Annotated in this window: 15 protein-coding genes and 1 pseudogene; 4 read left to right on the top strand and 12 right to left on the bottom strand. The window is 34.5% G+C overall.

The features are described 5' to 3' along the window. Window positions 1-40: 40 nt before the first annotated feature. Window positions 41-4,225, bottom strand: coding sequence for a hypothetical protein (locus JBKA6_RS06265; RefSeq protein WP_096686923.1), 4,185 nt, complete (start codon window positions 4,223-4,225; stop codon window positions 41-43). A 395-nt stretch (window positions 4,226-4,620) separates the two neighbouring features. Here JBKA6_RS06265 and JBKA6_RS06270 point away from each other — a divergent pair. Beyond that, window positions 4,621-4,929: pseudogene (locus tag JBKA6_RS06270) on the top strand (transposase); the annotation flags it as partial. 51 nt (window positions 4,930-4,980) lie between these two features. Here the strand turns inward: JBKA6_RS06270 and JBKA6_RS06275 are convergent. Further along, window positions 4,981-6,897 (bottom strand): helix-hairpin-helix domain-containing protein, encoded by a 1,917-nt coding sequence (locus JBKA6_RS06275; protein WP_172843112.1) that lies wholly within the window; start codon window positions 6,895-6,897, stop codon window positions 4,981-4,983. Between the two features lie 143 nt (window positions 6,898-7,040). On the opposite strand from JBKA6_RS06275, the gene JBKA6_RS06280 reads away from it, so the two are divergent. Continuing rightward, a complete protein-coding gene (locus tag JBKA6_RS06280) occupies window positions 7,041-8,654 on the top strand; it encodes an Ig-like domain-containing protein (RefSeq protein WP_096686929.1) in 1,614 nt (537 codons plus the stop codon). A gap of 95 nt (window positions 8,655-8,749) precedes the next feature. On the opposite strand, the gene miaA is transcribed toward JBKA6_RS06280, so the two are convergent. The 9 genes from miaA to JBKA6_RS06325 all read right to left on the bottom strand — a co-directional run bounded on the left by miaA (window position 8,750) and on the right by JBKA6_RS06325 (window position 17,624). Continuing rightward, entirely contained in the window at window positions 8,750-9,655 is a 906-nt protein-coding gene (gene miaA / locus JBKA6_RS06285; RefSeq protein ID WP_172843113.1) for a tRNA (adenosine(37)-N6)-dimethylallyltransferase MiaA, read from the bottom strand. After that, complete coding sequence (gene cmk / locus JBKA6_RS06290) at window positions 9,652-10,335, bottom strand: (d)CMP kinase (RefSeq protein ID WP_096686933.1); 684 nt, start codon at window positions 10,333-10,335, stop codon at window positions 9,652-9,654. Before cmk ends, miaA begins: the two co-directional genes overlap by 4 nt. Before the next feature lie 11 nt (window positions 10,336-10,346). Further along, the gene (tilS, locus tag JBKA6_RS06295) at window positions 10,347-11,663 is read right to left on the bottom strand and encodes a tRNA lysidine(34) synthetase TilS (RefSeq protein WP_096686935.1); all 1,317 of its coding nucleotides are present in this window, start codon (window positions 11,661-11,663) and stop codon (window positions 10,347-10,349) included. Between the two features lie 81 nt (window positions 11,664-11,744). Further along, window positions 11,745-13,034 (bottom strand): NADH:ubiquinone reductase (Na(+)-transporting) subunit F, encoded by a 1,290-nt coding sequence (nqrF, locus tag JBKA6_RS06300; RefSeq protein WP_096686937.1) that lies wholly within the window; start codon window positions 13,032-13,034, stop codon window positions 11,745-11,747. A gap of 18 nt (window positions 13,035-13,052) precedes the next feature. Then, a complete protein-coding gene (gene nqrE, locus JBKA6_RS06305) occupies window positions 13,053-13,667 on the bottom strand; it encodes an NADH:ubiquinone reductase (Na(+)-transporting) subunit E (RefSeq protein WP_096686939.1) in 615 nt (204 codons plus the stop codon). Between the two features lie 15 nt (window positions 13,668-13,682). Continuing rightward, window positions 13,683-14,348 carry an NADH:ubiquinone reductase (Na(+)-transporting) subunit D gene (locus JBKA6_RS06310; protein ID WP_096686941.1) on the bottom strand — a complete coding sequence of 222 codons (666 nt, stop codon included), beginning with the start codon at window positions 14,346-14,348 and terminating at the stop codon, window positions 13,683-13,685. A gap of 10 nt (window positions 14,349-14,358) precedes the next feature. Next, entirely contained in the window at window positions 14,359-15,081 is a 723-nt protein-coding gene (nqrC, locus tag JBKA6_RS06315) for an NADH:ubiquinone reductase (Na(+)-transporting) subunit C (RefSeq protein ID WP_096686943.1), read from the bottom strand. A gap of 6 nt (window positions 15,082-15,087) precedes the next feature. Beyond that, window positions 15,088-16,269, bottom strand: a complete 1,182-nt coding sequence (locus tag JBKA6_RS06320) for an NADH:ubiquinone reductase (Na(+)-transporting) subunit B (RefSeq protein ID WP_096686944.1) — start codon at window positions 16,267-16,269, stop codon at window positions 15,088-15,090. Next, window positions 16,269-17,624, bottom strand: a complete 1,356-nt coding sequence (locus JBKA6_RS06325; RefSeq protein ID WP_096686946.1) for a Na(+)-translocating NADH-quinone reductase subunit A — start codon at window positions 17,622-17,624, stop codon at window positions 16,269-16,271. Before JBKA6_RS06325 ends, JBKA6_RS06320 begins: the two co-directional genes overlap by 1 nt. 127 nt (window positions 17,625-17,751) lie before the next feature. On the opposite strand from JBKA6_RS06325, the gene JBKA6_RS06330 reads away from it, so the two are divergent. Next, window positions 17,752-18,918 (top strand): type IX secretion system plug protein, encoded by a 1,167-nt coding sequence (locus JBKA6_RS06330; protein ID WP_157776980.1) that lies wholly within the window; start codon window positions 17,752-17,754, stop codon window positions 18,916-18,918. A gap of 53 nt (window positions 18,919-18,971) precedes the next feature. Here JBKA6_RS06330 and JBKA6_RS06335 read toward each other — a convergent pair whose 3' ends face one another. Continuing rightward, window positions 18,972-22,424, bottom strand: a complete 3,453-nt coding sequence (locus JBKA6_RS06335) for a pyruvate carboxylase (protein ID WP_096686950.1) — start codon at window positions 22,422-22,424, stop codon at window positions 18,972-18,974. A gap of 303 nt (window positions 22,425-22,727) precedes the next feature. Here JBKA6_RS06335 and JBKA6_RS06340 point away from each other — a divergent pair, with 303 nt between their 5' ends. Beyond that, window positions 22,728-25,460 carry a hypothetical protein gene (locus tag JBKA6_RS06340; RefSeq protein WP_157776981.1) on the top strand — a complete coding sequence of 911 codons (2,733 nt, stop codon included), beginning with the start codon at window positions 22,728-22,730 and terminating at the stop codon, window positions 25,458-25,460. The last annotated feature ends 148 nt before the right edge of the window (window positions 25,461-25,608 follow it).

Raw genomic sequence — 25,608 nt, forward strand, 5'->3', positions numbered from 1 at the left:
TTATTTACATACTTTAAGCGATAATCTCTAAAATGAATATCTATTCTTTTATCAAAACTTTGATATCTTTCTTATCTAGGATATTTGATTTACTTAATACTTTAATTAAAATATCTAATTTCTTTTGAGTATTAGAAAGCTTTTCATTTGTAACAGAAAGTTCTTTTTTAAGAAAAATATTTTCTCTCTTGATATCGTTATTCTCCTTTTTAATAATACCACTTTCTTTTTCTAAGTCCACAACACGATCATAAACTGCTTGAGTAGCTGAAATATTTAAAGTGGTAAGTCCATCGTAATCTACTGAGCGTAAATCGTCTACCTCCTTACCGTAAATGAAAACCTTATTTTTAGAATCTAAAACCTCTTCTATTAAAAACCTATTAGGATCTATAACAGCTTTTACTTTTACTTCTTTGGTTCCTTTGGTTCCCTCATTTTCTATAATAACCTTAATGAGATCTCCAACAGAAAAATTGTGAACCTTGTTTATCGTGATAATACTTCCTTCATTAGAGACGCTAATTGATTTAGCTAACTCATATACATTAGGAATAACTCCTTTATTTATATCTATAACTTCTGGAACTATATTTTCTACCTGCTGAGCTATTACCTTTTTAAATGACCTAACGCCACTTTCTATACTATCTATCATAGTATAATCTGTAATCTCTATACCCAAGAGTTTCTTTAAATCTTCTCTTTTATCTGAGATACCTTTTATACTCTTTACACGTTTATCTGATGTAGCTATAAATTTTCCATATGTCATAATACTTCCTTTAGAATTCAAAGAAATTCGAGCTTTGTTTCGATCTTTTATGGAGATACAATCAGTACTGCCATCTTCAAAATATGATCCAGATGTTGGCTCTTTAGCAATCTCGTCTTCTAGAAGAACTGTACCTCTTAAATATGTTTTTAGAGTCTTATCATTTCCTAACACTACTGTATTAGCTCCTTTACCTTGAGCGCTACTTCCTATAGCTATCTCATTGCTACTGGATATGCTAGAAAGCTTGGAGCCAATCCCTAAAAGCATATTTTCTGTGCCAGTTAAAGTACTTTCCTCCTCTTCATCAGAGAGCGTTATGATATTTTCTCCAGTATCTGTCTTTATAAATGGTGTTTTTTTTATTTTTTCATTTAGGATTTTCCCCTGTTTTGCGGATAAGGCACTTGTGCTATCATCAGTGATTAAATCATCTATAAGTTTCACTGGCCCAGGAGGCCCTGCTGGACCTATGGCTCCTGGTTCACCCCTATCACCTTTTGCGCCTGTTGGACCTGGTTTGCCATCTGGTCCTTGTTCTCCTTTTGGCCCTTTCGGGCCTATTTCACCTGGTATACCTGCCTCACCTCGCCTTCCTCTAGGGCCTGGTAGACCTTGTGGACCTGATAAACCTGGATCACCATCTTTACCAGGCTTACCTTGTTTTCCTTCTGCCCCTGGGGCTCCTTGTGGTCCTGTTGCGCCTGCTGGGCCTTGTGGCCCTTGAATCCCTGGAACACCATCTTCGCCCTTTTCACCTCTGATACCTTGAGGACCTTCTGCCCCTTGTTCTCCTCTTTCTCCTGCTGGGCCTGTCTCACCACGAAGCCCTTGTGGTCCTTGAATCCCCGCTGGGCCTTGATCACCTGTTGCGCCTTTTTCCCCTGGTTTTCCTTCTACTCCTTGAGCTCCTTGAGCACCTGCTGGACCTCTTTCTCCATCTTTACCTGCAAGACCAGCTGGGCCTACTGGACCTGGAATACCTTGTTCCCCTTTTGGCCCTGGGTCTCCTTTTTCTCCATTTTTGCCATCAGCACCTGCTGGGCCTCGTTCACCATTTTCACCTCTTGCACCATCTCTACCTGCTGCTCCTGGATTGCCTTGATCTCCCTTTTCCCCTTTTTCACCATCTTTACCATTAGTGCCATCAGCACCTGGAGGCCCTGTTTCGCCTCTATCACCTTGTATTCCTGTTGCACCTGGGGCACCCTGTGGACCTCTAGGCCCTTGAGGGCCTTGCTCACCTCTGTCTCCTTTGTTTCCTGCTGGACCTTGTGGCCCTATGGCTCCTGCTATACCATCGTTTCCTTTTTCACCTTTAGGACCTTCTGGACCTCTTTCACCTTGCTCTCCTCTAACGCCTGTTGGACCTGGGGCTCCTGTTTCACCTTGCTCTCCTTTTGGTCCTTGTTCACCTTGGGGACCTCTTTCTCCTCTTTCTCCATCTTTACCTGCTTCGCCCCTATCACCTTTTGCCCCATCGGCTCCTTTTTCTCCTTGTGGTCCTATGTCTCCTTTGTCTCCATTTTTGCCATCAGCACCTGCTGGGCCTCGTTCACCATTTTCACCTCTTGCACCATCTCTACCATCTCTACCTGCTGCTCCTGGATTGCCTTGATCTCCCTTTTCCCCTTTTTCACCATCTTTACCATTAGTGCCATCAGCACCTGGAGGCCCTGTTTCGCCTCTATCACCTTGTATTCCTGTTGCACCTGGGGCACCCTGTGGACCTCTAGGCCCTTGAGGGCCTTGCTCACCTCTGTCTCCTTTGTTTCCTGCTGGACCTTGTGGCCCTATGGCTCCTGCTATACCATCGTTTCCTTTTTCACCTTTAGGACCTTCTGGACCTCTTTCACCTTGCTCTCCTCTAACGCCTGTTGGACCTGGGGCTCCTGTTTCACCTTTTTCACCTTTTGGTCCTTGTTCACCTTGGGGACCTCTTTCTCCTCTTTCTCCTCTTTCTCCATCTTTACCTGCTTCGCCCCTATCACCTTTTGCCCCATCGGCTCCTTTTTCTCCTTGTGGTCCTATGTCTCCTTTGTCTCCATTTTTGCCATCAACACCTGCTGGGCCTCGTTCACCATTTTCACCTCTTGCACCATCTCTACCATCTCTACCTGCTGCTCCTGGATTGCCTTGATCTCCCTTTTCCCCTTTTTCACCATCTTTACCATTGGTGCCATCAGCACCTGGAGGGCCTGGATCACCATCTTTACCAGGCTTGCCTTGTTTCCCTTCTGCCCCTGGGGCTCCTTGTGGTCCTGTTGCGCCTGCTGGGCCTTGTGGCCCTTGAATCCCTGGAACACCATCTTCGCCCTTTTCGCCTCTGATACCTTGAGGACCTTCTGCCCCTGGGGCTCCCTTTACCCCTTGTTCTCCTCTTTCTCCTGCTGGGCCGGTTTCACCACGAAGCCCTTGTGGGCCTTGAATCCCTGCTGGACCTCTTTCTCCATCTTTACCTGCTTCGCCCCTATCACCTTTTGCCCCATCGGCTCCTTTTTCTCCTTGTGGTCCTATGTCTCCTTTTTCTCCATTTTTACCATCAGCACCTGCTGGGCCTGTATCACCTTGAGGACCTCTTTCTACCTTTCTGTCTATCAATTTCTTGAGTTCATGCCCTTGACGCGCTGATAAAACTTTTTTAGGGTCATAAGTTGAAAGATCTAGGTTGTCTATAACTTCTAGTTTCGCCTCCTCTAACTCTTTAATTCTTGTTCCGTGGGTTTCTAATTTAGTATCCTGTTTTTCTATTTTGCTTTCTAACTCTTTCTTCTGTTGAGATATTTGTTCATCATGAATAGTTAACCTTTCAGAAAAACCCTTCTCATATTTATTTACCCTTTCATAGAGTTCTTTCCCCTTATTAGCTGATAAAGCTTTACCTTTACCTCCATGAAAATTATCAGCAATATTTATTTTGTCTAATTTTTTCTTTTCTAAAATCCTTCCTTGATTAGCAGATAGAGCAGCTGATACAACTCTAGAACTCAAATTATCTATAACATCTATTTTTGGACTATCCGCTGCATAAAATGCATAAGGGACACTAAGTATTTGACTCTTTTTTATAAGAGCATTTCTATAATCATTTTTGCCAGTCAGATCTATCTCTGATTTAATGTAATATGAATACTCAGACCATGATAAATCAGACAATTTTGAACCTGAGAATCCTTGAGATCTAATACCTTCTCCTATCTTTAGAGTAGCTAAGCCATTCTTATCTGTTTTAATATTCCAATGAACTTCAGAGTATACAACATCTTCTATCTTTCCATTTAAAGAATATATAGAAATACGAATACTAACTGTAGATTCTTTTAATAATTTATCATCTTTCCTAATCACTAACTGATAACTCAACTTATCAGGAAAATTATTAGAAAGAGAATCTATACTTAAAAATGAGAGAAATATAAATCCAAAATAAAACACGAACCTTCTTTTCATGTGATCTGAAAAATATTTGGGAAAACTTAAACTAGAGCTGCAAGGTTACAAAATTTTCACATTTAATACTAAAAAAGTAGTAGCTAAAAATAATAGCGGTTTAAGTAAAAAATCAGATTGATATATTTACTAATAAATAAACGATTAAAGTGATATAATGTACTTATAATCAGTCTTTTATATAAAAAATTATTGAGCTTAGATTAGCAAAATAAAGCTTAAAAAGTTCATTTGTTTTATAGTATCATAGTTAGCTGTTTAATTTGAGCTCTTAAAACATTTAGATTTTCTTGTTTTTTCTATCAAAAAAAGTTTTAAAAACACCAAAAAAAAGGTTTAAAAAGTTGGAAAAGCTCTCTCTTAAGTATGTGTTTTACACGATGTTTTAACCTCTAAAAAATCTCTTTGAAAAAGACGTAGAATTAATTACCTCAGTTAAAAATAACATGAAAAATACCCTCATACCAATGATTGATAAGCTATTACTCAGAAAAAGATCAATCATAGAAACCATCAATGATCAGCTTAAAAATATTTGTCAGATAGAACATTCTAGACATAGAAGTTTTGCTAATTTTCTAACTAATATTTCTGAACTTATCGCTCTTACAGCTTTTCGCCTAAAAAACCCTCTGTCAAATACCCAATCGTTGGTAATGCCTGTCTTAATTCAGTTTATTAACCAAACTCAGATTATAAAATAATTGAAAAAAGACTATTGACTATCGTAAAATATGAAGACATATCAAAATGCCTTAAAACCTGAATTGTATCTGTGACTTTAAATGATATTCTGTCTCTTGATTAGTATTGTTTTGAACATATTTTATTCCAAATGCCATCTGCTCATAATTGTATTTTAACAAAATATAATATCTAAGTCCTCTGCCTCGATAAGGCGGCACTGAAAAAACTCCCCTTATATCATTTTCATAAGCGTATATTCTGTTTTGCCATTTAGTATTAAAACAAGCTGCCCTCAAATACAAAACCAATGGAAAGAATGAAAAATTATACTTTATATCTTGAAATATCATCTGACCTATATCACTCTCATATTTAGATAATTCTACTCTAGTCTGAAGATTCAATTGCTCAGAAAATCTATAACGTATATTATATCTCAAACTGCTTTTTACATGCTCTTTCTCATCGTATTTAAACCTGATATAATGACTTATATCTCTATTAAAATCATGCGATATATCCATTACAAAATCTGCATTATCTCTAGTAAAAGGATAATTATTTTTTTTGTGCAAACTATATATGTCCGAGTATAACTTAATTTTTACTTTACTAATATCGAATTCAAAACCCATGTATAAGCCCTTCTCCGAATGAGAATTAGATTCTTGAAAAGTGTTTTTATAAAAACTATAATACTCACTGGTGATATCCCTATACACCAAAGACAATTTAGAGTTATCACCAGTGTTAACTTGTAATTTCTGTATAAAAGCCCAAGCTCCCACCTCATTTACACTGAGCTCTCCCAAAAAGAAATAATCACTTAAAAACAACCTATAATCCAAAGAGATAACAGAAAAATTATTTCCTCTCAAATTATCCTTACTCTTACTGAAAACATAATTTTTGAATCTAGTATTCATATTGGTAATACCTATATCACCATTTGTAAAATCATAGCTGATATGTGCCCCAAAATCTACTTTAGTAGATTTATTCTTTTTTGATATCTCACTATAAGTACGATGCAAGCCAGATGTAGGAAAGGAGGTAATACGATCAGAATCATCCAAAGTAGCATCTATATCTTTTTTAGAATAGAACAAATCTAAACTTATATCTCTCCACTCATAAGCACAAGCTAAACCAGAAAAATAATTAACTTCATCAGTTCCTGTATGAGGCTTTATACCTCTTTTAAAACTAAAAGTCTTATTGACCTCAGCCGTCTTCATAGATCTATATCCAGACCACAAAGCCAAACCCTCTCCAAAATTGAGATGATAATTCCCAACTAAAATCCTCTTAAATCCATATAAATCATTCAACAGTAAATAAAAAGAGAGAAAATCAAAACCAAAAGGGGAAATGGAACTATTAAAACTCTCTCCTACATCTTTCTCTGCTACTAAGCCCATATTTATCAAATCGTAATATTTAAAATCGTATTTGAAATATACCTTTTGAGCGCCTCCTTCATATTTTTCTAAATCCTTTATAGGAGACCTAAATTCTTGTCTCATAATGATCTTATTTCTACCTCTCTTTATGATATTGTCAAAAGATATTTTTCTATCTACATGATCAACTTTAAAAAATGGGATTATACTCTTTAGTGCTTTCCCATCAAAACCCTTGACGCTACTCAATTCGAATAGATGCAACAAATAACCATTTTTCATTCTGTAATCCATTAAATTTTTAACTTGAAAAACATCTAATAAACCTGAATTCAATAGTTCCTCTTTGGTAGAATTTATATTTATCTTATTAAAACTGATATTCTCTAATTCATCTAATATTAACTCTCCTTCTCTTTGAAGACCTTCATCTCTATATTCTAAAATATTTTCTAACAATATTTTTTCACTTGGTATATTTGGTATATCCTGGGCAATTGCACTTAATCCTCTCAAAAAAATAAATGATAAACCAATAAAATAACACTTTATCATAGTGCTCTTAAAAATAAATGAATACAAACTATATAAATCTGAGTTAAATCAATTTGGTTGTAGATAAATATTATCACTTTTAAAGATTACTTTTTTGTGCCCAATGATAGTAAATTTGTAACTCAAATAGAAATATAAAAAGTTAATAATTTATTAGCGAAACTAAAGGCATGGACGTACTTAAAAAATCTATTATCACTCTTATATGTATAATTACGCTCCAATGTGCACGTACTGGATTTATGTTAACAGGAGGAGCAAAAGATACCATCCCACCTAAAGCCATATCATTTTCACCTAAAAATTTCAGTAAAAATGTTAAAGACAATGTGATAAGAATATCATTTGACGAATTGATTAGAATAGAAAATGTATCTAAAAATGTAATAATATCTCCTCCTCTAAAAAAAATGCCGAAGATAAATCCAGTATCCTCTCCTAGGGATTATATATCCGTGGAATTAGACGTAGATTCTTTAAAAAAGAATACTACTTATATCATAAATTTTATAAAAGCCATAAAGGATAATAACGAATCTAATCTCTTGCCAGAATTAAAATATGTCTTTTCAACTGGTGATAATATAGACTCCTTAACTGTAAAGGGAACCGTACAATATTCAAATAAAAAAGATTTACCAAAAGACGTTACGGTAATGCTCTACCCAATAGATGAAAATTATACAGATTCTATTTTATACAAAGAACTCCCTACGTATATGACCAACACAAGAGACAGTAATTATTTTGAAATAACCAATATAAAAGAAGGACTGTACAAACTAATAGCATTAAAGAGTAAATCTCAACAAATAAAATACAGTCTCAAAAACGACAGTATAGGGTTTGTAGTAAATACACTAAAACTACCACAGGACACAAGCACCTTTTTTAAGCTAAACTTATTCAAAGAGTTGGATACTTTTGATATACAAAGACCTATACACGCTTCTAAAGGCAAGATTCAACTACTATTCAAAGGAACGCCTAGAGACATAGATGTAAAAAGAATAAGTCCTGTAAAAAACGATAGTATTAGAGACCTATTTATCAGATCATTCACAGGAGACACCATAGATTATTGGTTCGAACGAGAAGAACAAGATAGTATAACCTTTGAAATATCTAGAAATAAAATACCTATAGACACAGTATCTGTAGACTTGAAAAGACAGAAAGAACAAGACTTTACAATTAATCCCAACATAAAAGGAACGCTTCACATAACAGAAAAGTTATCTTTTAAAACTAATAAACCCATATATGCTATAAATGATAGTTGTATATCTATAGTTGATAAAGACTCCATAAGTATTCCTTTGCACTTGGAAATAAACAAACTGAAAGACCAAGTAGCTATATTATTTGACACCCAAGAGAAACAAGAATACAAATTAGAATTACTTCCAGGAGCTATAGAAAGTATCTTTAAAGAAAGGAATGATACTATAAATACTAGTTTTAGGACTATTTCAAAAATAGATTACGGAAGTATAAAAATAACATTGAATAAAATCCCAGAAAAAAATATCATCATAGAGTTAATGGATGGAAATAAAGTCATAAGACGAGCCTCTTGTAAAAATGGTGAAAAAACATATCTCTTTGAGTATCTACAACCCAAACACTATTCTTTCAGAATAATAGTAGATGACAATGACAACGATAGATGGGATACTGGAAACCATGTTAAAAACCTTCTCCCAGAAGAAATAATCTACTATAAAGATTCTATAACAGTAAAATCAAATTGGGATATAGAAGAGAAATGGGATTTATTCTAAAGCTAGAAAACTGCAAATAACTTTAGACCCTGTTAAGGGATAGGGTTTTGTAGGCCCAGACAGAGTTAATTTTACAGTAGCTGACACTTTAGACACTATAGTATCATATCTTTACAGTACTTTACAATTTCTTGAAAATCCATAGGATCAAACCACTTTAAATCTCTATTTTTTCTAAACCAAGTGAGCTGTCTCTTAGCAAAATTTCTAGTGTTCTTTTTTATCTCTTTAACTGATTCCTCCAAGGAACACTCTCGATCTAAATACTTAAATAACTCTTTATAACCGACGGTGTTTAAAGCATTTTTATCTCTGTATTTCACTAGTGATTCTACTTCTTGGACTAACCCACATTCTATCATTCCATCTACTCTGGATTCAATTTGAGAATACAATATATCCCTATCTATATTCAATCCTATTTGTACACTAGTAAAAAACCGTTTTTTAGTTTTTTTGCCCAAATAATCAGAATAAGGCTTTCCCGTATAAATAGATACCCCCAAAGCCCTAATTATACGCATGTGATTACTCTTATCTACACGTTCAAAATAAATGGGATCTAACCCTTCTAACATCTCCAATATAAACGATAATCCTTTTTCTCTATACTTATTATTTATATCCTCTCTAACTTCAATTGGAATTTTAGGAAAATCATCTAATCCATATATTAAAGAATTAGCATAAAGACCAGAGCCTCCGACCATTATAACTATATCTTTTCTCTGGAAAATTTCTCTTAATACCAAGAGTCCTTCGTTTTCAAATAGGCCTACATCATAATGATCACAAATACTCTTATTAGCTATAAAATGATGATTTACCTGGCTTAATTCAAAATCAGAGGGAGGTGCAGCTCCTATTTTTAACTCCTTAAAAAACTGACGTGAATCACACGATATAATCTCAGTATTGAAATATTTCGCTAATCTGATACTCAAAGTGGTTTTGCCTATGGCCGTAGGTCCTAAAACAGCTATTAAGTATTTTTTATTCATAATCTACTCTCTACTATAGAGATGACCTTTTTTAATTGTTCCTCTATAGAGAGATTTGTATTATCTATAACCACTGCACCCTCTGGCTTAACCAATGGAGATTCTGCCCTTTGTGTGTCTTCCCTATCTCTCTTTATTATATTGTCTTTCACCTCTTCAAAAGAAATATCACTTTGATTCGATAATAACTCATCATAACGTCTCTTAGCCCTTATATCGGTGTCAGCTACTATAAAAAATTTTATATCTGCATTGGGAAATACCACAGAACCTATATCTCTTCCATCTAAAACAACTGATTTATCTCTGCCCATTTCTCTCTGATGAGAGATCATATTTTTTCTGACCTCTTTCAACTGGGCAACCTTAGATACTAACTCACTCACAGACATTGAACGTATTTCTCCCTCTATATTTTTACCATTCAAAAAAATATCAGATCTCTTGGTTTTTTCATTCCATGCAAAACTTATGTTTATTTTATCTAAATGATCTAATATTTTATCTTCATCCACACTTGAATTAGAAAATAACTGCTCTTGTATACAATAAAAAGTAACAGCTCTGTACATGGCTCCAGTATCTATAAATGTATACCCAAAATGTTTGGCTAACCCCCTGGCAATAGTACTCTTACCAGTCGACGAATAACCATCTACAGCTATAATCAACTTTTTCATGTAAAAATTTTTTAATCTACATTCTTTAATTCTATTTGATACACTCTATGAGTATGAGAAGTTATTTTATAATTATTACTTATCCTATGACCAACTACCCATACTATATCTCTGTCACTGCATAATACCCATATGTTTTCTTTGTCTAAGATAGATAGTTTTTCATCCTTGAAAAATTTACTCAACTTCTTAGAACTCCTCATACCCAAAGGTATAAACCTATCTCCTAATTCCCATCTCCTCAGTATCAAAGGAAAACTCAACTTATCTAAGTCTAATTGAGCTATGTCTTTATTATTTAAAATTTTTATCTGATCTGTAATTTCAATTACAGCGGATATGGGTTTAATCAAAATAGTTTCATTCTCGTTTATGAAATAATTATCATTATCGATATCTGAAATTTCCGTCAATATGAAATATTCTCTATCTCTTAACAAACGATGAGTGGAAGAATAAAAAACAGAACCTGAAATACCATTTATACTCTCTGCAATATCTGATATTTGACTAAATCCATATTCCGATAGTATATGATGTAAATACGTAGATGCTAAACCTGTTTTTTTTAGTTTTTCAATATTTATCTTTGTAATTTCTCCCTCTATTTCTAAAATATCGTTTTTTACATCAGATAATTTTTGTTGAAAAATACTGTGTGTATCCTTCAAATAGGCTAAAGTATTTGAAAAAAAAGATAGGAAATTTGGACAGTATTTCTTTATTGGAGGAATTACTTCTCTTCTAAAAAAATTTCTAGAGTATTTATTAGTATTATTAGTAGAGTCTTCCATGGAGCACACTTTATTTATCTCAGCAAATAAGAGTATGTCTTGTTTTGTAAATGGGAGCATAGGACGTATTATTCTTCCATTTCTCGGTGGGATTCCTATCAATCCCTTTATGCCAGAGCCTCTGCTCAGATTGATGAAAAAAGTCTCTAATTCATCATCTAAATGATGTGCCGTAATTATATAATCTATATTTTCACGCTTGCGTATCTCTTCAAACCAGGCGTAACGCAATTCCCTAGCCGCCATCTGTATAGATATCCTAAATCTCTCTGAGTACTCGGCAGTGTTGAACTTCTTTGTAAAATGAGAAACTCCTATTTTTTTGCTCTCTTCTATTACAAAAGACTCATCTCTATTGGAATCCTCCCCTCTCAATTGAAAATTACAATGGGCTACAGAAAAATTTAATTTCAAAGAATTAAATAGAGACATCATAGTCATACTATCTACCCCTCCACTTACAGCTAATAATACTTTAGAAGAAAAAAGATGAGGAAACTCTTTTGATATATGACTTTTAAATTCCTCTAACATAAGGGGGAAAATATCAATATTTTAATTCATGTATCCCGCCCCTACTCATATATCAATTACTATAAAACATGAGCCAATTGACTAACCAAAGTCGTCGAAGGATACATTTTCTTTAGGAATACCCCAGTCGTCACACATCTTTACTACAGCATCATTCATCATAGGTGGGCCACAGAAATAAAATTCTATATCCTCCGGAGATTTATGAGGCTTTAAATGATGCTCTATAACGGCATTGTGAACAAAACCTACATAACCGTCACCATTGTCATCAACAGTTTTTTTAGCAATCCAATTATCTTCAGGAAGAGGTTCGGATAGAACAACATGAAATTTGAAATTAGGAAACTTTTTCTCTATATCTCTAAAATCATCTACATAAAACAATTCTTTTTTGGAACGCCCTCCATAATAAAATGTCACCTTTCTCTCTGTCTTAAGAGTGTGAAAGAGATGGAACAGATGAGATCTCATAGGCGCCATACCAGCTCCACCCCCTATATAGACCATTTCAGCATCAGTATTCTTTATGAAAAATTCTCCATATGGCCCAGATATGGTAACCTTGTCACCAGGTTTACGAGAAAAGACATAAGAAGAACATATTCCAGGATTGATATCCGACCAACCGTTTTTCTTAGGATTCCAAGGCGGTGTAGCAATACGAACTGTCAACATAACTATGTTACCCTCAGCTGGATGATTAGCCATAGAATAAGCACGAAAACATGAAGAGTCATTCTTCATCTTTAAATCCCATAGCTTAAACTTATCCCATTCACTTTTAAATTTATCCTTACCAGCTTCATCGTTCTCATCAGGAGAGATATCTATATCTTTATAATCTACTTCACATTCTGGAACATCGACCTGTATATATCCCCCAGCTTTAAAATCTAAGATTTCTCCCTCTGGAAGCTTCAACACAAAAGCCTTTATAAAAGATGACACATTGTAATTATGCATTACATCGCAGGTCCATTTTTTTATCCCGAAAATCTCTTCTGGAACTTTGACATCCATGCTGCCCTTTACCTTTACTTGACAACCTAACCTCCAATTATCTGCTATTTCCTTACGAGAAAAATAAGGCTTTTCCGTCGGCAATATATCTCCTCCCCCACTCAATACCTGACATTTACACATAGCACAAGTGCCTCCACCTCCACAGGCCGATGGAAGGAATATTTTGTTATTCCCCAAAGTCTGTAATAAGGTGCTACCAGATGTTACCTCTACCTGTTTTTTGCCATTTATATTTAAAATAGCAACCCCTGCAGGACTTAGCTTTGCCTTAGAAACCAACAAAACTGACACTAAGAACTGTATAATTAACAAAAAGAAAATTGAACTCGTTATTATAGTTACCATATTATTGTATTTGTAGTATTAGAGTTTTATACCCATAAAACTCATGAAGGCTATACCCATCAAACCAGTAATAATAAAAGTTATACCAAGCCCCCTAAAAGGAGCTGGCACATTAGAATACTTTATCTTTTCCCTTATAGCTGCAAGAGCCAAAATAGCCAAAAACCAGCCTATACCCGACCCCAACCCATAAACCGCGGCATGTGAGACATCAGGAAAATTACGTTGCTGCATAAATAGAGAACCACCTAGTATAGAACAGTTCACAGCGATAAGCGGAAGAAAAATACCCAAAGCTCCATAAAGAGATGGACTGAATCTCTCGACTATCATCTCAACTAATTGGACCATAGAAGCAATTACAGCTATGAACATTATAAAACTCAAAAAGCTCAAATCTATATTACTAAACCCTTCACCTAACCAAGATAAAGCACCCTCCTTTAAAATATAATTTTCAATGATATAATTAGTAGGAACAGTAATTGTCAAAACAAAAGTGACAGCAATCCCTAATCCCACAGCTGTGTTTATAGTCTTAGATACAGCCAAGTAAGAACACATACCCAAAAAATAAGCGAAAATCATATTGTCTATGAATATAGCCTTTATAAAAATATTTACTAATTCCATCTCTGTAAATACAAATTATTGTTTCTCTATCAATTTTTGATTTTTATACCTATGTGTACCAATAATAATACCCGTAGTTATAAGAGCCATAGATGGTAAGAGCATCATACCATTATTTTTATACCATCCTCCGAATTCCATATAAACACTGTCGGGAATTACCTGATATCCGAGCAACTGACCTGAACCGAATAACTCTCTGAAAAAGGCTACAATAATCAAAATTATACCATAACTCATGGCATTACCTATTCCATCTAAAAAAGATTTCCAGGGAGTATTACCTAGAGCAAAAGCTTCGAAACGCCCCATTATAATACAATTGGTAATTATCAATCCCACAAATACACTCAGCTCCTTACTAACATCAAATACAAAGGCTTTTAACACCTGATCTACCAATATTACCAAAGAAGCTACTACAACCAACTGAACTATAATACGAATACGATTCGGTATTAAATTCCTGATAAGAGATATAACTACATTACCTATAGCTAATACTGCCATTACCGATATGGCCATAACTATGGAAGGCTTTAACTTTACCGTTATAGCCAAAGCAGAACATATACCTAAAACCTGAACAGTTACTGGATTATCATCATCTAACGGATTAGTTATAAGTTTCCTGTTGTTCTTAGAAAACAATGGCTCTTTTTTCTTAACTTCTTTGGTCATTACTATTTAACTAACTTGTAGAAACTCTTATCTTCTTAAAATAAGGTATGTAATTTTTTATTCTTTCCATTATCATATTGGAAACTCCATCGGATGTGATAGTCCCCCCTGATATACCATCTACTACATGAGATTGCTCTGACACTGGAAGGTTTTTAACACCCCCTTTGACAACTCTTACAGATACAAAGTCACCTTTTTCATCAATAATTTTTTTACCTATAAAACGATCTTGAAACCACTTTTTGTTTATCTCTGCTCCAAGACCTGGGGTCTCACCTTGATGATCTAAATTAATTCCGTATACAGTATTTAGATCGTCTTCCAAACACACATATCCCCAAATGGCATTCCATAGACCAGCCCCCCTAATAGGAATTATATAATACTTTTTATCATCTTTCTGAGCTATGTATAATGGAAAAACCTGTTTATCTAGATCTTTATACAATTCCTTTGATAAATCTACATCGAACGCATCTATACCATCAATGATCTTACCAAATTTATTAATAGATACTTTTTCCCTTATATAATTGTCGAATACTTTACCTGATTCTTCTCTACTCTTGTGTATCCTGATTGTAGAGAGAATATTTTGCATTTTTTCTTGAACGATATTTTCATTTTGTTTATCCTTAAGAGATAAAGCCGTAAAAGACAATATAGCAGCCACAGCCACAGCCAAAACAGCTGAAAATATAAAAGTATAACTATTCGTATCTGTATTCATTTTAGTCTAAGCCCTATTCAATTTCAATCTCTTTTTCCTTCTTTTTATATTAGCCTGTATAACATAGTGATCTATGGTAGGAGCAAATACATTCATAAATAATATAGCCAACATAACTCCCTCGGGATAAGCAGGATTAAACACCCTGATGAGTATGCTAAACACACCTACTAAAAAACCATATATGTATTTTCCTTTATTCGTCTGTGCTGCACTTACAGGATCAGTAGCCATAAATACAACTCCAAAAGCAAATCCACCCACTAACATATGATTCCACCAAGGGAAACTCATAAGAGAATTGCCCTCAGGAGCCACAGCATTAAACAAAAGCCCGATTGCAGAGGCTCCAACAACAGCTGAAAACATTATTTGCCAACTCCCAATACCAGTATAAATTAAAAAAAACGCACCTATGAGTATGGCCAATACAGAAGTTTCAGCTATGGATCCAGGTATACTACCCATAAACATATCGTATACGGTGTAGTGAATATCACTTCCAACAGAAGACACAAGAGGTTTGTTCTGTGCCAACTGACCCAGTATAGTTTCACCAGAAATGCCGTCTAAAATCATGGAATCAGCTACCCAGACCTTGTCTCCAGACATAAAAGTAGGATAGGCAAAAAATAAAAAAGCTCTAGCAGTAAGAGCAGGATTTAATATATTCATGCCCGTGCCTCCAAATATTTCCTTACCCAAGACCACAGCAAAAACAACAGATACAGCTAGCATCCATAGAGGCAGATCTACTGGCATAATCATAGGTATTAGCATCCCAGAGACCAAAAAACCCTCATTGACTTCGTGCTTTCTCTTTATTGCAAAGAGAAACTCTATGCCCAAACCAACACCATATGATACTAATATCATCGGAACCACCCTCTGTAACCCAAATATCATAGCGTCGAGGAAATAAACATCCGAACCTTCAAGTTGAGAATAGTGCTGATATCCTACGTTGTATATGCCAAAAAACAGACATGGCATTAGAGCTAATATAACGGTAATCATAACCCTCTTTAAGTCTACACCACTCCTGATATGAACACCAGAATGCGTAACAGTATTAGGTACGTACAAAAGAGTATCAAAAGCACTAAAAGCAGGCTTGAAATTCTCTAACTTTCCCCCTTTGTCAAAATGTACTTTTATCTTGTCTAAAGACTTTCTCAAAAATCTCATTAGCCTAACTCTTTTTTCATTAAATCTAATCCTTCTCTAACTATTTGCTGAGAATTAATTTTTGAAGGACATATAAATTCTATAAGCGCAAAGTCTTCAGGAGAAACCTCATAAGCCCCCAGCTCTTCTAAGAGCTCTACATCCTCTGTCATAAAAGCCTTTAACAATTGCAATGGATATATGTCCATGGGAAAAACCTTTTCATAATCACCAGTGACTACTAAAGCCCTTTCTTCTCCATTGGTATTAGTGTCTAATTTGTACTTTTTATTAGGAAATAACCAAGAAAAGTTATTAGCCCTTATAAGTGGAAAAAACTTCTTTGAAGAAGGCAATAACCAACCCAAAAAATCATAATTGTCACCTTCGGGAATAACTGTGATATGATTGCTATAATGAGATAAAAAACCATCCCTTTTTATAGTATTGCCAGTAAATATATTGCCACTTATTATCCTGTTATTACCCTCTTTAAACATGGGCAAAAAACTCTCTAAATTCGAACCAGATATAACCTTTGTATATTTAGGATTTATAACCTCTGTGCCACAAATAGACACGACTCTTTCAAAACTCAATTCTCCCGTTAAAAAGAACCTGCCTATAATGGCCAAATCCTGAGGGTTTACAACCCACACTTGCTCACCTTTATTTATAGGGTCTATATGATGGATTTGAACTCCTACATCACCTGATGGGTGAGGTCCACTAACTTTGGTTAATTTAACACCAGATAATTTTGAAAATATAGAGTTTATAATATCACTATCTACAGAAAAATAAAAATTACCATCTGTAAACTTCTTGAGAACATTTATACCAGCTTGTATATTATCGACATCCTTTATGAGAGAAAACTCATAGTTATTTGGAAGAGGACAAGTATCTAAAGCAGATACAAAAATGGATTTAGGAGAGCTATCAGGATCTGCTATAACATCAAAAGGCCTCTGCATTATATACGGCCACAAACCACTCGATAGCAGTATTTCTTTGGCTTTTTCGCTGGAAATATCAGATATGGGGTCAAAATCTCTCTTGGATTGTGTTCTCTTGTGATCTGACTCTATGATTACCTCTAAAATTTTTCTTTTTTCACCCCTAACTATAGAAGAAACTTTTCCACTAACTGTGGAAACAAAAACAATTCTACTATCGGCCTTAGAACAGAAAATAGGAGATCCTACCTCTACACTATCGCCCACCTCAACTAATAACTTAGGAATTACGCTGTGAAAATCAGTAGGCTTTAAAGCTATTTTATTAGACTCATAACAATTAGAGTCATAAACTTTCTCTGAAGCTCCTTGAATTTTAATGTTAAGCCCTTTCTTTATCCTAACTTCTCCGAACATATCTCTTTTAATAAGAACCGCAATTAAGAATACAAACGGCAAAAGTATATATTTTTACCATCTTTGATTAAAATATTTTACCTTGAAAAAAAATAAAATAAAGATACTGATAACGATAGTATTTCTAATGAAATTAGATATAACTATTGCCCAAACATACCCTTTGAAAACTATATCTCTAAACAGCAGTATTCATAAAACTACTCCTGCGATAGGCCTAGATAATGGATACCTCCTGTTGAATTTTGATTTACTGACCAATGCAGACGAATCATTCAAATACACAATAGTTCACTGTGATGAAAATTGGAAACCATCTAATTTGTCCAAAATGGAATACATAGAAGGATTTCACAGTAATACAATACATAATTTCAATTTTTCATTTAATACCCTTCAACCTTATATAAACTACAATTTAAAAATCCCCAATGACCATATGAAAATAAAACTGTCGGGCAATTACCTTTTGGCAGTATACAAAAACGATGAAAATAATCCGATTTTCACAAGACGTTTTTTCGTTTATAAGGAAAATATTTCTTTGAATATCTCCACGGACAGAAGTGACGATTTTAAGAGATACAAAACACATCAAAAACTAAAATTAGAATTAAATACAAATGAGACTAACCCTAGCTCCATAAAGCTAGGTGTCACTAAAAATGGATATTGGAATGATATAAAAATAATAAAAGAACCATCTTTTATAAAAATGGGACATATGATCTACAACGGAGACAATACAGTATTTGAAGGAGGAAATGAATTTAGATTTTTTAGTTGCACTAGCACTAAAGTCATAGGGTTAGAGGTTTCTAATATAGAACTAAACGACAGATATGAATTTAACTTAGTAGAAGACATCCCTTGGAAAAACAATCTATATCAACAAATGAGCGATATAAATGGGAGCTTCTCTATTTTCAGCAGAGATAACGAAAAAGCAAATACTGAATCCGATTACGTCTATGTAAATTTTACACTAAACTCTGTGGAACTATTTGAAAAAAAAATATTTATAGTTGGAAGTTTTAATAACTGGGAACTCTCACAAGCTATGACATATGACACAGAAAATATGAATTACAAGTCTAAACTACTCCTAAAACAAGGCGTGTACAATTACAAATACACAGTTGTAAATGAAAAAACAAATATGAAAAGAGACAACTACATAGATGGCTCTTTTTTTGAAACCAAAAATGAATACACTTTTTTAATATATAAAAAAGATGTAGGCCATACACACACCGAACTTTTAGGGATAAAAGTTTATGAACAAAAAAGATAGGACACTACCCACGCAAAGTGTGTAAAAAGGATGCCCCTATAAAAAACTAACTCTTATTTAAAAACTACTACTAAATCATTTACATCTACTAAATTACCATCACTTATAATAACATCTGATACAATTGCATCTCGCTCAGCAACAATAGCAGTCTCAGTCTTCATAGACTCTATTATGAATAATGTATCGCCCTTAATTACAGAATCTCCCTCTTTGACAAATACTTTTGAAAGGAGCCCTTGCAAGGGAGCGCCCAGATGTTTTGTATTATTTGACTCTACCTTCCTATTTTTATTCTCTTGTACGTTTAAAGACCTATCACGACAAAATATATTTCTGGTTTGACCATTTACCCTAAAGAAAACTATCCTAATACCCGATTCATTTGGCTGTCCTACAGACAATAATTTTATCAATACAGATTTACCTTTATCTATATCGAACATCACCTCATCACCTTGCTTCATTCCAAAAAAGAAATTTTCCGTGGGCAACTTAGATATGTCACCATATATTAAATACTTATCATGCATATCAGCATATACCTTAGGATAAAGCTTATAAGAGAGATAATCCTCTAGGGTCAGCTCCCTGTGATAATCTCTTTGATATATCTCTGAGAAACATTCAAAATCAGAATCGATATCTACAGGCTCTATTCTAGAATTTGGTCTCTCCGTATAAGGCGTTTCACCTTTGAGAATTATATCTTGAAGCTCTTTTGGAAACCCTCCTAAAGGTTGACCTAAATCACCCATAAAAAAAGACTTTACCGAATCGGGATAAGAGATGCTATCTCCCTTGGATATCACATCCTCTACAGTGTAATCATTAGAGACTAAGAATTGAGCCATATCGCCCACCACCTTAGAACTAGGAGTTACCTTTATTACATCTCCAAATAATTTATTTACATGGGCATATGTCTTTTTTATCTTTTCGAACTTATCACCCAAACCTATAGACGCAGACTGAGACATCAAATTTGAATACTGACCGCCTGGAATTTCATGTTTATAAACCTCTGCGGTTCCAGATTTCATATTAGACTCAAATGGATAGTAATACTCCCTCACCCTCTCCCAATAATTAGAATAGGCATTTAAAGAATCTACATCCATTTTATTTTCTCTAGGATGATTTTTCATCATCTCGACTATAGAGTTAAAATTAGGCTGAGACGTCAATCCAGACATACCTCCTAAAGCTACATCTATAACATCCACATCAGCTTCAATAGCCTTTAAATAAGTGGCAGACTGTAGAGAAGAAGTATCATGAGTGTGAAGATGGATAGGCAGATTGACACTTTGTTTTAAAGCAGATATAAGCTCAAAGGCAGCATATGGTTTTAACAATCCCGCCATATCTTTTATAGCTATGATATGAGCTCCAGAATTCTCCAAATCCTTAGCCATTTGTAGATAGTAAGCTAAGTTATATTTAGTATTTCTAGGATCTAAAATGTCGCCTGTATAACAAATGGCGGCCTCTATTATGTTAGATGTGTTTTTTCTTATAAAATCTATGGAAGGAACTATATTATCTATCCAGTTTAGAGAGTCGAAAACTCTGAAAATATCTATACCATTTACAGAGGCCCTCTCTATGAACTTGCAGATCAGATTATCGGAATAGGCCGAATAGCCAACAGCATTGGAACCTCTCAACAACATCTGAAATAAAATATTTGGAATGGCCTTTCTCAACTGCCTCAACCTATCCCAAGGATCTTCATACAGAAATCTCATACACACATCGAAAGTAGCCCCTCCCCACATCTCTAAACTGAAAATATCAGAATGTGCCTTGGCATATCCTTCAGCTACTTTTAACATATCATAAGTACGCATACGAGTGGCTATAAGAGATTGATGAGCATCCCTCATAGTTGTATCAGTGTAATGTATCTTTTTCTCCTCTTTCAACCATTTAGAAAATCCATCTGTACCCATATGGGTAAGCATATCTTTAGTCCCCTTTGGATAAGCCTTGTAATGATCAGACTTAGGAACTACAGGTACTACAAATCTCTTGTCATTTTGAACAAACCTCACATCGGGATTACCATTTACTACAACCTCGCCTATGTAATTTATTATTTTAGATACCCTATCTCGTCTTTTCTTTATATCAAATAACTCTTTAGAATTCTCTATAAAATTAACTGTAGCTTTTCCACTTTTAAAAGTTTCATTTCTAACTATATTTAATAAAAAAGGAATATTCGTCTTGACTCCCCTTATTCTGAATTCTTGTAAGGCCCGATCCATTTTTTTACAAGCGCTGGTCAATTCCCTAGAATGAGCAGATACCTTTACTAACATAGAATCGAAAAAAGGACTTATTGTCACACCTTGATAAACACTTCCCACATCTAAGCGGATACCAAAACCTGCAGCGCTTCTATAAGCAGTAATAGTTCCATAATCGGGAGTGAAATTATTTTTTGGATCTTCTGTTGTAATACGAGATTGTATGGCATATCCATTTACTTTAACACATTCTTGGGAAGGTATATTTATCTCTTTAGAATCTAGTTTATAATCTCCTGCTACAAAAATCTGGGTCTTGACCAAATCTATATTCGTAACCATCTCTGTTATAGTGTGTTCTACTTGAATCCTAGGATTTACCTCTATAAAATAAATGCGATTATCAGAATCTAATAAAAACTCTACAGTTCCTACATTGTTATAATTTACCTCTTTACATATATCTACGGCTGATTTGTATAAATCTTGTTTAACTTGCTCATCTAACCCATAAGATGGAGCCATCTCTATCACCTTTTGATAACGCCTTTGAACAGAACAATCTCTCTCGTATAGATGAACTATATTGCCATAGTTATCTGATACTACCTGTACTTCTATGTGTTTTGGATTTTCCACATATTTCTCCATGAATACTGAATCGTTTCCAAATGAATTCAAGGCTTCTCTCTTAGCCTCTGGATACGACTTTATCAGCTCTTGTCTATTGCGTATAACGCGCATGCCTCTACCACCACCTCCAAATACAGATTTCAACATAATGGGATAAGATATCCTTTCGGCCTCTTGTATGGCCACATCTATATCTGTTAAATCTCTTTCATTGCTTTGTATTACAGAGACTCCACATTTCTGTGCTACTCGTTTTGCACTCACCTTATCTCCTAAATACCTCATAACACTAGGTTTAGGGCCTATAAATATTATGTCGTTATCGATGCATTTTTGAACAAAATCTTCATTTTCCGACATAAAACCATATCCAGGATGGATGGCGTCAACACCTTTTTCTTTAGCTAATTTTACAATTATATCCGCGTCTAAATAGGGCTTTATAGGAGAGTCATTGGGACCTATCTGATATGACTCATCAGCTTTGTAACGATGTTGGGAATACCTGTCTTCATATGTAAATACAGCCACAGTTTTTATTCCTAATTCCACTGAAGCTCTGAAAACTCTAATGGCTATCTCTCCTCTATTAGCAACTAATATTTTCTTTATTCTCATATTCTAACAAATCTTTTTGTGCAAAAAAAACGATGAGTATTATCTGTTCGAAGGTATTGAGAACAAACTAAACACTAATCAAACAGGCAAAAAACCCCAGCAAAAGTATAGTATATTTTTTAAGGTAACCCGTGATATACTAATATTTGAGCGTAATAAATCTCATTTTTTAAAAACTGCTTTCAGGCACTTCAGTTTGCTAAAAATATTTTGCTGCTATTTTAGTATAAATATCGGAACTTTGTAAGTTTGCACATACTATTACCGTAGTTATTTAATTATATGACGATGTTATTAGATCACATGAGAAGAAGACTCGTGTTTTACTTTGGTTTTATATTTTTATCATTTCTAAGTATCAATTCTCTTTCTAATAATTTTCCTGATAAGTTGAGTTATCAGCTAGTGATTAGGAAAGATGATAAATTATTAAAAGAATTTACAGTTAGTATTCGTATTTCTATATATTCTTTAAATGGAAAGATAGAAAATGTTGTATACTCTGAAGTTCATTGGAATGTTAAAACAGATAAGAATGGCCTAGCTACTCTAAAGGTAGGAGAAGGTATTAGATCTCAAGGATTCTCAAGTTCAAAATTATCTGATTTAGAATGGTCCGAATATTCATATTACATTAAATCAGAGATAGATCTGACTGGTAACAATAATTATAGTAATGCTCTTATAAAAAAGAGTCAAATACTTAGTGTCCCTTATGCATTTTATGCAGCGGATAGTCCAAAAATAGATGTTATAGATAATTTGAGTTCTAGAGCTGTATCAGCTGCTCTATCAGCCAATAAAGGGAGAGATTTAGAAGAAAGAAAATTAGACAAAATAGATATTGCTGATAATTTTAATGGAGGTAAAGGTAAAGTTTTATCAGCTGATAGAGGCAAAGAGCTTTATGAAAGGGTAGATAAATCTGAAACTAAGATATTTGAACAGGAAAAGGAGTTAACCGCTCAGAAAGAGGGGCTAAAGATTCAAAGTGAAAAAATAGACAAACAAGAGAAAGAGTTAACTGAAGAGAAGGCAGAGTTAACTGAACAGAAGGCAGAGTTAAATGAACAGAAAGCAGAGTTAACTGAACAGAAGGCAGAGTTAAATGAACAAAAGGCAGAGTTAACTGAAGAGAAGGAAGAGTTAACTAAACAGAAGGCAGAGTTAACTGAACAGAAGGCAGAGTTAACTGAAGAGAAGGAAGAGTTAACTAAACAGAAGGCAGAGTTAACTAAACAGAAGGCAGAGTTAACTAAACAGAAGGCAGAGTTAACAAACAAGATAGAAACTCAGAAGACAGAGTTAACAGGTAAGATAAATACAGCGAAGGCTACTTTAGGAACCCACGAAACAAGAATTACAAATTTAGAGGAGGGGAAACTAGACGTCATTACTAATCTAACCCTTAACTCTGAAAATGCTAAAAAAGTTTTATCAGCGCATCAAGGATATCTGCTTAAGCAGATGATAGACGCAAAGGCAAAAAGAGGTCCAGCAGGCGCTAGAGGAGAGCGAGGTGAAACAGGAGCAATAGGGCCAAAAGGAGAAGATGGTCAAAAAGGTGACCAAGGAGAACAAGGGTTAAAGGGAGATACTGGTCTAACAGGACCTCAAGGTCTAGCGGGAGCTGTTGGGCCTCCAGGCCCAACAGGCGCAAAAGGTGAAGATGGCAAGAAAGGTCCAAAAGGTGATAGGGGCGAAACAGGGCCATCAGGGCCTAAAGGGCAAAAAGGAGACACTGGTGCTCAAGGACCAAAGGGAGAGCAAGGTGAAAAGGGACAAATAGGCCCAGCAGGACCAAAAGGAGACGATGGTGCTCAAGGGCCTCCAGGCGAGCCAGGACCAGAAAAAATTATTGATGATTTAGACTCTGAGGAGACAACAAGTGCCTTATCAGCTAAACAAGGTAAGGTTTTAGCTGGGATGATAAAAAGTAAATCACCATTTATAAAGACAGATACTGGAGAAAATATCATAACTCTTTCTCATGAAGGGGATAAGAGTACTTCAATAAGTGGCACAAAAAATATGCTTTTAGGTATTGGCTCCAAGTCTTCTAGCGGATCACCTAGCAATGAGATAGCTATAGGAAGTAACGCTCAAGGTAAAGGGTCTAATACAGTAGTTTTAGGGAATGATAAGATTTTAAAAACGTATTTAAAAGGCAGGGTTATGTTAGGTAATAGTAATCGTCACACAGGCTCAACTATGGAAAATATGGGATTATTAAATATTAATGGCAATACTAATTCCCTTGTCAAAAAATCTGTTTATTTTAACAAAGATCATTATAGTTTGAGTTATACTAATCGTAATAGGAATGAAAATATTTCTTTGTATGCTAGTCATAGTATTGCAACAAGTCATAGATTTCTAGCTATATCAGATAAGCGTATCAAAAGTATAAAGGGGCTCTCGGATAAAAGAGAAGATTTAAAAAAGCTCTTAAATATAGAGATTACAGATTATACTATAATAGACAGTATAGAAAGCGGGGTAAAACCGTTCAAAAAGGTAATAGCTCAGCAAGTAGAAAATATATTACCAGATGTTATAAGTATAAGTAAAGGAGTTATTCCTAATATGTATGAATTAGCTAAATCAATGAGCATTTCTAATGAAGGAAGTAATATCACGACAAACAAGGCACACAATTTTTCTGTTGGAGATCTCATTAAGGTTATTATAGAAAATGACGGAGAGAGGTCTGTAAAAGTAAAGAGAGTTATAGATTCTAATACATTTTTAACAGAAGAGGTTTTAGATTCTAAAAATAAGGTTTTCATCTACGGTAAGGAGGTAGACGATTTACGATCAGTAGATTACGATGGACTTACCACTTTAAATATTTCAGCTACCCAAGCAGTTTATGAAGAGCTTGTCTCTACTAAGGAAAAACTTTCTGTTACAAATCAAAAGCTTTCTGCTACTGAGCAAAAGCTTTCCACTAATGAAAAAGAACTTTCTGTTACTAAAGAAAAGCTTTCTAATACTGAAAATAAATTAGATACTCTAAATAAAGGTATTAAGTAAATCAAATACCCTTAGTGAGGAAGATATAAAAGTTTTGACAGAATAAGTTCAAAATAAATTAAAATCCTAGGTTCGATATATAGAACTACTGTGTTAGCATATTTAAAAGAAAAAGTTTTAACTTTGTTAACATGTATATACTAGAATA

Origin of the sequence: Ichthyobacterium seriolicida (genome assembly GCF_002369955.1) — a bacterium.
Classification (GTDB): Bacteria; Bacteroidota; Bacteroidia; order Flavobacteriales; family Ichthyobacteriaceae; genus Ichthyobacterium; species Ichthyobacterium seriolicida.

What these genes read in the sequence shown, in the direction of transcription:
- JBKA6_RS06265 (WP_096686923.1), bottom strand. Translation starts at nt 4,225, where the DNA reads ATGAAAAGAAGGTTCGTGTTTTATTTTGGATTTATATTTCTCTCATTT.
- JBKA6_RS06280 (WP_096686929.1), top strand. Translation starts at nt 7,041, where the DNA reads ATGGACGTACTTAAAAAATCTATTATCACTCTTATATGTATAATTACG.
- miaA (WP_172843113.1), bottom strand. Translation starts at nt 9,655, where the DNA reads ATGAATAAAAAATACTTAATAGCTGTTTTAGGACCTACGGCCATAGGC.
- cmk (WP_096686933.1), bottom strand. Translation starts at nt 10,335, where the DNA reads ATGAAAAAGTTGATTATAGCTGTAGATGGTTATTCGTCGACTGGTAAG.
- tilS (WP_096686935.1), bottom strand. Translation starts at nt 11,663, where the DNA reads ATGTTAGAGGAATTTAAAAGTCATATATCAAAAGAGTTTCCTCATCTT.
- nqrF (WP_096686937.1), bottom strand. Translation starts at nt 13,034, where the DNA reads ATGGTAACTATAATAACGAGTTCAATTTTCTTTTTGTTAATTATACAG.
- nqrE (WP_096686939.1), bottom strand. Translation starts at nt 13,667, where the DNA reads ATGGAATTAGTAAATATTTTTATAAAGGCTATATTCATAGACAATATG.
- JBKA6_RS06310 (WP_096686941.1), bottom strand. Translation starts at nt 14,348, where the DNA reads ATGACCAAAGAAGTTAAGAAAAAAGAGCCATTGTTTTCTAAGAACAAC.
- nqrC (WP_096686943.1), bottom strand. Translation starts at nt 15,081, where the DNA reads ATGAATACAGATACGAATAGTTATACTTTTATATTTTCAGCTGTTTTG.
- JBKA6_RS06320 (WP_096686944.1), bottom strand. Translation starts at nt 16,269, where the DNA reads ATGAGATTTTTGAGAAAGTCTTTAGACAAGATAAAAGTACATTTTGAC.
- JBKA6_RS06325 (WP_096686946.1), bottom strand. Translation starts at nt 17,624, where the DNA reads ATGTTCGGAGAAGTTAGGATAAAGAAAGGGCTTAACATTAAAATTCAA.
- JBKA6_RS06330 (WP_157776980.1), top strand. Translation starts at nt 17,752, where the DNA reads ATGAAATTAGATATAACTATTGCCCAAACATACCCTTTGAAAACTATA.
- JBKA6_RS06335 (WP_096686950.1), bottom strand. Translation starts at nt 22,424, where the DNA reads ATGAGAATAAAGAAAATATTAGTTGCTAATAGAGGAGAGATAGCCATT.
- JBKA6_RS06340 (WP_157776981.1), top strand. Translation starts at nt 22,728, where the DNA reads ATGAGAAGAAGACTCGTGTTTTACTTTGGTTTTATATTTTTATCATTT.